7 protein-coding genes are annotated in these 6,557 nt (G+C 67.3%); 3 read left to right on the top strand and 4 right to left on the bottom strand.

What is annotated here, in order from left to right; translation table 11 throughout:
- Positions 1-2: 2 nt before the first annotated feature.
- Positions 3-533 (top strand): Maf family nucleotide pyrophosphatase, encoded by a 531-nt coding sequence (locus QM569_RS02440; protein ID WP_414985636.1) that lies wholly within the window; start codon positions 3-5, stop codon positions 531-533.
- Complete coding sequence (locus QM569_RS02435) at positions 530-1,291, top strand: SAM-dependent methyltransferase (RefSeq protein ID WP_414985635.1); 762 nt, start codon at positions 530-532, stop codon at positions 1,289-1,291. Before QM569_RS02440 ends, QM569_RS02435 begins: the two co-directional genes overlap by 4 nt.
- A gap of 64 nt (positions 1,292-1,355) precedes the next feature.
- Here QM569_RS02435 and QM569_RS02430 read toward each other — a convergent pair whose 3' ends face one another.
- The 4 genes from QM569_RS02430 to QM569_RS02415 are packed head-to-tail and all read right to left on the bottom strand — an operon-like array spanning position 1,356 to position 4,368.
- Positions 1,356-2,348 (bottom strand): S49 family peptidase, encoded by a 993-nt coding sequence (locus QM569_RS02430; RefSeq protein WP_414985634.1) that lies wholly within the window; start codon positions 2,346-2,348, stop codon positions 1,356-1,358.
- 22 nt (positions 2,349-2,370) lie between these two features.
- Entirely contained in the window at positions 2,371-2,742 is a 372-nt protein-coding gene (locus QM569_RS02425) for a Rieske (2Fe-2S) protein (protein WP_414985633.1), read from the bottom strand.
- A 1-nt stretch (position 2,743) separates the two neighbouring features.
- Positions 2,744-3,400: an HAD family hydrolase gene (locus QM569_RS02420; RefSeq protein ID WP_414985632.1), complete on the bottom strand. Its 657-nt coding sequence runs from the start codon at positions 3,398-3,400 to the stop codon at positions 2,744-2,746.
- Positions 3,397-4,368 carry an RluA family pseudouridine synthase gene (locus QM569_RS02415; protein WP_414985631.1) on the bottom strand — a complete coding sequence of 324 codons (972 nt, stop codon included), beginning with the start codon at positions 4,366-4,368 and terminating at the stop codon, positions 3,397-3,399. Before QM569_RS02415 ends, QM569_RS02420 begins: the two co-directional genes overlap by 4 nt.
- 545 nt (positions 4,369-4,913) lie before the next feature.
- On the opposite strand from QM569_RS02415, the gene QM569_RS02410 reads away from it, so the two are divergent.
- On the top strand, positions 4,914-6,557 hold a 1,644-nt coding region (locus tag QM569_RS02410; protein WP_414985630.1), incomplete at its 3' end, for an Rne/Rng family ribonuclease.

Raw genomic sequence — 6,557 nt, 5'->3', positions numbered from 1 at the left:
TGCTGGAGCGGCTGCGCCTGCCGTTCAGCGTTTGCGCCCCCGAAGTCGATGAGACGCCCGCCCCCGGCGAGGCCCCGCGCGCGCTGGCGCAGCGCCTGGCGCTGGCCAAGGCGCGCGCGGTGGCGCGGCAGCATCCGGACGCGGTGGTGATCGGCTCCGACCAGGTGGCCGACCTCGCGGGCGAGCCGCTGGGCAAGCCCGGAACGCACGAGCGCGCCACGGCGCAGCTGCGGCGCATGCGCGGCCAGACCGTCGTCTTCCAGACTGCCCTGGCCGTGGTCTGCCAGGCCACGGGCTTCGAGCAGGCGGACCTGGCGCCGGTGCAAGTGCAGTTCCGCGAGCTGTCCGACGCGGAGATCGAGCGCTACCTGCAAGCCGAAGCCCCCTACGACTGCGCGGGCAGCGCCAAGAGCGAGGGTCTGGGCATCGCCCTGCTCGACGCCATCCACAGCGACGACCCCACGGCCCTCGTCGGCCTGCCACTGATCCGCACCTGCCGCATGCTGCGCGCCGCCGGGCTGGTGCTGCCATGACCGGCACCCTGTTCCTGGTGCCCGCGCCGCTGGACTTCGGCTGCGACACGCAAGCCCCCCTGCAGGACGCGCTGCCCGACGGCACGCTGCGCACAGCGGCACGGCTCACGCACTGGATTTGCGAGAACGCCAAGAGCTGCCGCGCCTACCTGAAGCGCATCGACGCCCTGCACCCGCTGGCCGCGCCGCTGCAACAGCAGCAGATCGCCGAACTGCCGCGCGAGGTACATAAGAAGGGCGACCACGGCGCCGCGCACGCTTTCGACGCCCGCCCGCTGCTGGCGGCGGCGCTGAACGGGCACGACATCGGCCTCGTCAGCGAAGCGGGCATGCCCGCCGTGGCCGACCCGGGCTCGTCGGTGGTGCGCGCGGCGCACGAGCTGGGCATTGCGGTGGCACCGCTGGTGGGGCCGGTGTCGCTGCTGCTGGCGCTGGCGGCCAGCGGGCTCAACGGGCAGAACTTCGCCTTTGTCGGCTACCTGCCGCAGGACGCCGCCGAGCGCGCCCAGCGCATCAAGGACCTGGAAGCGCTGGCCCTCAAGACCGGGCAGACGCAGCTTTTCATCGAAACGCCCTACCGCAACCCCGCCCTGTGGCAGGCGCTGGTGCAGACGCTGCAGCCCCACACCCGCCTGGCGCTGGCCAGCGGCATCACGCTGGCGCAGGCGCGCTTTCAGAGCCGGTTGGTGCGCCAGTGGCGCCAGCAGCCCGCAGCGCCGGACAACCGCACGCCCGCCGTGTTTGCGCTGGGGCGCTGATACTATTGTTTTGATAGCTGTCAGCGCTTGCTGGATAAGCGCTGGAGGCCAATTTGGCCAAAAATCAGCGCAGTTGCCAGCCCGCCAGCGACAGCGACTTGACCGCCCCCATGCCCACCGCCGCGCCAAAGCGCTTGGCCAGCCGCTCGGCCACGTTGTCGCGGCGGGTGTAGTCGATGATGTCCTCGGCCTTGACCACCTCGCGCGCCACGTAGTCCAGGCTGCCCAAGTGGTCGGCCAGGCCCATTTCCACGGCCTGCTGGCCGGTCCAGAACAGGCCGCTGAAGGTGTCGGGCGTGGTCTTCAGGCGGTCGCCGCGCCCGGCCTTCACCACGGCGATGAACTGCTGGTGGATCTGGTCGAGCATTGTTTGCGCGTACTGGCGCTGTTTTTCCGTCTGCGGGCTGAACGGGTCGAGGAAGCCCTTGTTCTCGCCCGCCGTCAGCAGGCGGCGCTCCACGCCCAGCTTTTCCATGGTGCCGGTAAAGCCAAAGCCGTCCATCAGCACGCCGATGCTGCCCACGATGCTGGCCTTGTCCACGTAGATGCCGTCGGCGGCGGCGGCGATGTAGTAGGCGGCCGAGGCGCAGGTCTCCTCGACCACGGCGTAGATGGGCTTGTTGTGCTTGGCCTTCAGGCGCACGATTTCGTCGTTGATGATGCCCGCCTGCACCGGGCTGCCGCCGGGCGAGTTGATGAGCAGCACCAGGGCCTGCGAGCCTTCGTCTTCCAATGCGCTGCGCATGGCGGCCACGACGAACTCGGCGCTGGCCTCGGCGCCGCTGGCGATCTCGCCCTTGATGTCCACCACGGCCGTGTGCGGGGAGCTCTTGCTGGCGCTGGTCGATGCCTGCTGGAAGGCGGCCCAGCCGATGGCGGCAATCAGCGCCAGCCACGCCAGGCGGAAGAAGATCTTCCAGCGGCGCGCGCTGCGCTGCTCGCTGAGGACGGCGAAGGCCAGCTTTTCCAGCGTGGCGCGCTCCCAGCCGGGTTCATGCGGTAAATCGCTCACGGATACTCCTGATTTGATAGCTGCTTGCGCCCATGGGTCGGGCATCTGATCGTATTTTGGTTCCAATTCAGAACTCCACGGGCTGCAGGTGGTGGGCAGTATGCCAGCAGACCACGCCGTCAGCTTCCGACAGGGCGATCTTGACGAGCCCGCCGCGACACGGGCCGCCCGCGCACTGGCCGGTGGCGGGCAGGTAGGCCGCGCCGTGGGTGGCGCACAGCAGCCAGTGGCCGGTGTCGTCGAAGAAGCGGCCTTCCTGGTAGTCCATCTCCATCGGCACGTGCGTGCAGCGGTTCAGGTAGGCGTGGGCCGTGCCCTGGTAGCGGATGGCGAAGGCGCGGCAGGTCTGGCCCGCGTAGGTCACGTCGAAGGGGACGGCCACGCCGCCGTTGCTCAGGTCGGCGCTGTTGCACAGGGGGATGGCCTGGCCTTCGTCCATGTCACGCCTCGCGCAACAGCCAGTCGTGCAGTTCGCGCACGGAGTGGGCGACGAACAGGGGGTTGAACGCATGGAAGGCGCCGGGCTCGTGCGCGCCGTAGCTCACGCCCACGCTGGCGCAGCCTGCGTTGACGGCCATTTGCAGGTCGTGCGTGGTGTCGCCGATCATCAAGAGGCGCTCGGGCGGCACGTCGAACTCGGCCATCAGCTCGTGCAGCATCAGCGGGTGGGGCTTGCCCGCCGTCTGGTCTGCGGTGCGCGAGCCGTCGAACACGCCGCGCAACTGCACGGTGTGCAAGGCTTCGTCCAGGCCGCGGCGGCTCTTGCCGGTGGCGACGGCCAGCAGGTGGCCGCGCGCGCGCAGGTCGTCGAGCAAAGGCAGCACGCCATCGAACAGGCTGATGTCGTTCTGGTGCTGCACGTAGTGATAGCGGTAGCGGTTGCCGAGTTCGGGGTATTTCTCGGGCGGCACGTCGGGCGCGGCGTGGGCCAGGGCCTGCATCAGGCCCATGCCGATGACGTAGGCGGCCTCCTTGTCGCCCGGCACGGTGCCGCCCACGTCGCGCACGGCCTCTTGTATGCAGCGCACGATGATGGCGGTGGAGTCGAACAGGGTGCCGTCCCAGTCGAAGGCGATGAGGTCGAAGCGGCGGGTCATAAAAATGCGGTCAGTTCGGGCGGCAGTTCGGCGCGCAGCTCGGTGCGTTCGCCCGTGGCGGGGTGGGTGAACTGTAATCGCCAGGCGTGCAGGAACATGCGCTTGACGCCCAGCTTTTGCAGGCGCTTGTTCAGGTCGAAGTCGCCGTATTTGTCGTCGCCCACGATGGGGTGGCCTTGCGATGCGAGGTGGACGCGGATCTGGTGCGTGCGGCCTGTCTTGATGGTCACTTCGAGCAGGCTCATCGCGGGCAAGTCCGGCTTTTGCACGGCGTTGCGCAGCTTGACGAGGGTGATGGAGCGCATGCCGTCCGGGTCGTCGGCGGTGGTCACGCGCACGCGGCGTTCTCCATCGGCCTGCAGGTATTTGTGAAGGGGCTGGTCGATGACCTTCTTGTTGGCGGGCCAGGCGCCCGTGACGAGTGCCAGGTAGGTCTTGCCCGTCTCGCGTTCGCGGAACTGGTCTTGCAGGTGGGTGAGCGCCGACCTTTTCTTGGCGACCAGCAGGATGCCCGAGGTTTCGCGGTCGAGCCGGTGTACCAGTTCAAGGAACTTGGCCTGCGGGCGCGCCTGGCGCAGTTGTTCGATCACGCCAAAGCTGACGCCGCTGCCGCCGTGTACGGCCACGCCTGCGGGTTTATCGAGGGCGATCAGGTGGTCATCCTCCAGCAGGATGGGGAATTCGCGCGCAGGCGCGGGGCGCTCGGCCTTCTCGGCCACGTTGCCCGAGATGCGCACGGGCGGCACGCGCACCACGTCGCCCGGCTCCACCCGCGTGTCGGCGCTGGCGCGGCCCTTGTTGATGCGCACCTCGCCGCTGCGGATGATGCGATAGACGTGCGTCTTGGGCACGCCCTTCAATTCGCGTATCAAGAAGTTATCCAGGCGCTGGCCTGCGGAGTCCGCATCCACTTCCACCAGCCGGGCCGCAGGAGTGGTGAGCGGTTTGGCCTCTATAATGTGTTTCACCTGCGCGTTGCTTTGTAAGTGGTTGATTTGTCTGGAGTTTAGTCCACCCAACCCCTACAACCGCGCAGGAAGGTCGATGCCAGCAGGCGTCGTGCGGGCAGACAAGCAGGCCAAAGCCTGCGGTGGCCCGCACATCGCTCGGCGGGCTGACAGATTGAAACACCGAACCGGAATCCCCCAAGTCGGCAGATGCTCCCCACCCGGGCGCAGCCTGTCGGCGGATCGAAGCGAGCTATGTGGCTGTTGATGAACTGGATGCTGACCTTGTGGCGGTGGCTGATGCCCCCGGCTGCAGGCTCAAATCCGGCTCCAGCGCCCATCCAGCAAGCACAAGCAGCTACCAATACAGTAGCAAAACTGTGCTTCCTCTCCCACTCGCCCCCATCCATGCGCCCCTGCCTTTGCCTGCTGCGCTAGCGCGCCGCAGGCCGATGGCATTCACGGCAATTCCCTTCGTTTCAGACCGTCAGTCCAGGCATTCACGGCTCCTGTAGAGCCTGTTTTGTCGTTCACGCGACGCAAAGAGAAATAGAAGGACAGCAACCATGAAACGGATGCTCATCAACGCCACGCAGCCCGAAGAACGCCGCCTGGCCACCGTCGATGGACAAAAGCTCCTCGACTACGAGATCGAGATCGAAGGGCGCGAGCAGCGCAAGGGCAACATCTACAAGGCCGTCGTCACGCGCGTCGAGCCGTCGCTGGAAGCCTGCTTTGTCGATTACGGCGAAGACCGCCACGGCTTCCTGCCGTTCAAGGAAATCTCCAAGCAGTACTTCGCCCCCGGCGTCGCGCCCAGCCAGGCGCGCATCAACGAGGTCATCCGTGAAGGCCAGGAACTGCTGGTGCAGGTCGAAAAGGAAGAGCGTGGCAACAAGGGCGCGGCGCTGACCACCTTCATCAGCCTGGCGGGCCGCTACGTGGTGCTGATGCCCAACAACCCGCGCGGCGGCGGCGTGTCGCGCCGCATCGAGGGCGAAGACCGGGCCGAGCTGAAAGAGGCGATGGACCAGCTCGAATACCCCAATGGGATGAGCATCATCGCCCGCACCGCAGGCATCGGCCGCAGCGCGCCCGAACTGCAGTGGGACCTGAACTACCTGCTCAAGCTCTGGAACGCCATCGACGGCGCGGCCAAGGGCGGCAAGGGCGCGTTCCTGATCTACCAGGAATCGTCGCTGGTCATCCGCGCCATCCGCGACTACTTCAACAGCGACATCGGCGACATCCTCATCGACACCGACGACATCTACGAGCAGGCGCAGCAGTTCATGGCGCACGTCATGCCCGAGCATGCCGCCCGCGTGAAGCGCTACCGCGACGACGCGGCCCTGTTCAGCCGCTTCCAGATCGAGCACCAGATCGAATCGGCCTACGCCCGCACCGTGCAACTGCCCAGCGGCGGCGCCATCGTGATCGACCACACCGAGGCGCTGGTCAGCGTGGACGTGAACTCGGCCCGCGCCATCAAGGGCGGCGACATCGAGGAAACCGCCACGCGCACCAACCTCGAAGCCGCCGACGAAGTGGCCCGCCAGATGCGCCTGCGTGACCTGGGCGGCCTGATCGTCATCGACTTCATCGACATGGAGGAAAGCAAGAACCGCCGCGAGGTCGAAAACCGCCTGCGCGACGCGCTGCGCCAAGACCGCGCCCGCGTGCAGTTCGGCACCATCAGCAAGTTCGGCCTGATGGAGATGAGCCGCCAGCGCCTGAAGCCTGCCCTCTCCGAAGGCTCGTCCATCCCCTGCCCGCGCTGCGGCGGCTCGGGCCACATCCGCGACACGGAATCGTCGGCGCTGCAAATCCTGCGCATCATTCAGGAAGAGTCCATGAAGGACAACACCGCCGCCGTGCATTGCCAGGTGCCGGTGGAGGTCGCCAGCTTCCTGCTCAACGAAAAGCGCACCGAGATCGCCAAGATCGAGCTGAAACAGCGCGTCAGCGTGCTCATGGTGCCCAACAAGTCGCTGGACACGCCCAACTACCGGCTGGAGCGCCTGAAGCACGACGACCCGCGCCTGGACCACATCGACGCCAGCTACAAGCTCGCCGAAGAAGTGGAAGACCCCACCGCCGTCACGCGCCGCTCGCAGGAGCCCACCAACAAGCAGACCCCCGTCATCAAGGGCGTGCTGCCCGACGCGCCCGCCCCCGTGGCCGAGCCGCGCCCCGAAGGCGCGGCGGCC

The organism is Acidovorax sp. (assembly GCF_047607405.1).
Taxonomy (GTDB): Bacteria; Pseudomonadota; Gammaproteobacteria; order Burkholderiales; family Burkholderiaceae_C; genus Acidovorax.
Note: the sequence above shows the minus strand (reverse complement) of the source record. Positions and strands in the feature narration are given on the sequence as shown.

What these genes read in the sequence shown, in the direction of transcription:
- QM569_RS02435 (WP_414985635.1), top strand. Translation starts at nt 530, where the DNA reads ATGACCGGCACCCTGTTCCTGGTGCCCGCGCCGCTGGACTTCGGCTGC.
- QM569_RS02430 (WP_414985634.1), bottom strand. Translation starts at nt 2,348, where the DNA reads ATGCCCGACCCATGGGCGCAAGCAGCTATCAAATCAGGAGTATCCGTG.
- QM569_RS02425 (WP_414985633.1), bottom strand. Translation starts at nt 2,742, where the DNA reads ATGGACGAAGGCCAGGCCATCCCCCTGTGCAACAGCGCCGACCTGAGC.
- QM569_RS02420 (WP_414985632.1), bottom strand. Translation starts at nt 3,400, where the DNA reads ATGACCCGCCGCTTCGACCTCATCGCCTTCGACTGGGACGGCACCCTG.